Origin of the sequence: Chamaesiphon sp. VAR_48_metabat_135_sub, assembly GCF_031418915.1 — a bacterium.
Lineage (GTDB): Bacteria > Cyanobacteriota > Cyanobacteriia > Cyanobacteriales > Chamaesiphonaceae > Chamaesiphon.
On record NZ_JANOJV010000239.1, the window covers coordinates 1 to 2,064 of the forward strand.

Below are 2,064 nucleotides of genomic sequence, written 5' to 3' on the forward strand. Positions count from 1 at the left end.
TAGCATCCGCTCTAAATGAATCGTGCCCCTAGCAACAAGCGATATTTAATCTTCTTTAGTTCCAGTAATGAGATGTACCAAAATGACGATCGAGATTAGTGCTAAAGTACTGTAAGCCCGTCCTCTCGAATTCAATGGCGCAGTATAAACACGATCGCTTTTTTAAGTTTTACATCCAATCATTGTATAAAACTAAAGGTGATACTCAGCAAAATATCCAGGTGCGTAATGATGAAGATTTAGAAATCGATCTGATGTTTATTAGCGATCGATCTAATCCTGGATGGGAACAGGAAGATTTGGGTTTATTCGACCTATTAATGCAAGAGCATCCAACAATTGTAGTCGAGCATTATAGTTCGTATTTAGAAGAGACAGATATTAATAAATCTATCACTCGAAAGAATTTATATTGGGAACCCAAGCAAAAAGAACTGGTAGAAGTTGCGAAGAAGAAGCAAAAATTGACCAGTTCTAATCGACTATCGAAAGAAACAATCGAACAGATCGAGAGTCAAAATCCATTTACTTGGATTCTAACGGTTAATTGTAGTGAGAAACTCTTAAAGTTATGTAACGCTCAACCCGATCTAGGATTGGGAATAGGTGTGTATCGGTTGGCTGGATTGTTCAGGATGGGAATCGTAGTGATATCTAAACTGATAGATAGCCCTGAAACTATGTGGCTGAAAATGCTTGGAGATAAGGAATCTGCAAGATCGGCATTTGGGGATATCGAGCGGTTATCACCCGATCGAAGAGAGAAAAATGATATAATCAGTGCGTGTATTAAATATTGCGTTTATCTCAAGGACATCCCTACCGATCTTTTAACTTCAGAGGAGTAAGATTTTATGAAGACGATGGCACAAATTGATGCTTGGTACGATGCCGAAATTAATAATGCTAAAGTTGAAGGTGAGCAGCGTCAAAAACAAGAGATCGCTCTTAATTTGCTACGGGAAAATGTCCCCATAGAAATCGTTTCCCGTACAACTGGACTGACGATCGATCGACTCCAACAACTGCAAGCTTCACAAGTAAAAGATTAAAGTATCGATCGTATAGTAGTGAGATCGAGAACCATCCACTGCGGCTAATCTCGACGAGCTAAAAACCTCTGTCTACGAAAATTAATATTAATTGCATTCCCTTCAAGATCTCTTGACAATTTTATACCAAAGCTATACATTGATGGTACAAAAGCATTTTTGAAACACGCACATAGGAGGCGTAATATGAATAAGTATGCAATCGGAATTTTAGTTGCTAGTACAATTGCACTGTCGGGGGGGGGTAGCCTCTGCTGGTATACAACTAACTAATGGCCTTAACCCATCGAATGGCATACGTTTGAGTAATGGCTTGGCAAATGGTGTAACTTTAAGCGGTGCAACACGGCAAGGAGCTAATTTATCAGTTCGAGTTTCTGGCGGACAACTAGTTGGAGTCAAACAACTACCAGCCCGATAGCTCAGAGATTAGGGGCATGGTAAATTTTTGTTCGTCTGCATCTGCTCTAAATGAATCGTGTCCCTAGCACACACCGATCTTGATATTGTCCGAGCAACTCGTCGCTCCACTATGAATCTTCGCTATTCCCGATCGATCCTATTTCTATTCCCCCTGTTGCTAGGCGGCTGTCATTCGCTTCAACCCCAGCCACTAGCACCAAAAACAGAGACGATCGCGGGTACTGCCCTCAAAGGTACATATATCACCGCCCTCAACGAACGAGGAGAATCCTTAAAATTTGAGATTCGAGATGTTGAATTGGACTCGAAGGATAAAGAGCGAGAAGTTTATCTATACACCCTATTCTACCAAGATCCCACCACTGCTAATTGGCAAAATCTTTGTCCGCCCGATCGAGCGGGAGTCGCCAAAGCCGTCGTGCTCACCGGGAAATGGGACGAACGCGGCAATCATCTCAAAGGTGACGATCGGACGATGTTTGCTTGTACCAATGGCGTAGCCGCAAAGTGCGTTCGCTTGGAATACAAACCTTGGAAAGTCCTGAATGGGCAATCGCTGTGGAAATATCATCAAGCCTGTACGCGGATG

Annotated in this window: 3 protein-coding genes; all 3 read left to right on the forward strand. The window is 42.2% G+C overall.

The window, feature by feature from the left end:
* The first annotated feature begins 134 nt into the window (after window positions 1–134).
* On the forward strand, window positions 135–848 hold the full coding sequence (locus tag RMO55_RS16780; RefSeq protein WP_310428357.1) for a hypothetical protein: 714 nt from the start codon (window positions 135–137) through the stop codon (window positions 846–848).
* Between the two features lie 6 nt (window positions 849–854).
* Window positions 855–1,052, forward strand: coding sequence for a hypothetical protein (locus tag RMO55_RS16785; RefSeq protein ID WP_310428360.1), 198 nt, complete (start codon window positions 855–857; stop codon window positions 1,050–1,052).
* 478 nt (window positions 1,053–1,530) lie between these two features.
* On the forward strand, window positions 1,531–2,064 hold a 534-nt coding region (locus RMO55_RS16790), incomplete at its 3' end, for an ADYC domain-containing protein (protein WP_310428361.1).

Bases quoted from the DNA above. Each gene is read 5' to 3' on its own strand.
- RMO55_RS16785 (WP_310428360.1), top strand. From the start codon at position 855: ATGAAGACGATGGCACAAATTGATGCTTGGTACGATGCCGAAATTAAT.
- RMO55_RS16780 (WP_310428357.1), top strand. From the start codon at position 135: ATGGCGCAGTATAAACACGATCGCTTTTTTAAGTTTTACATCCAATCA.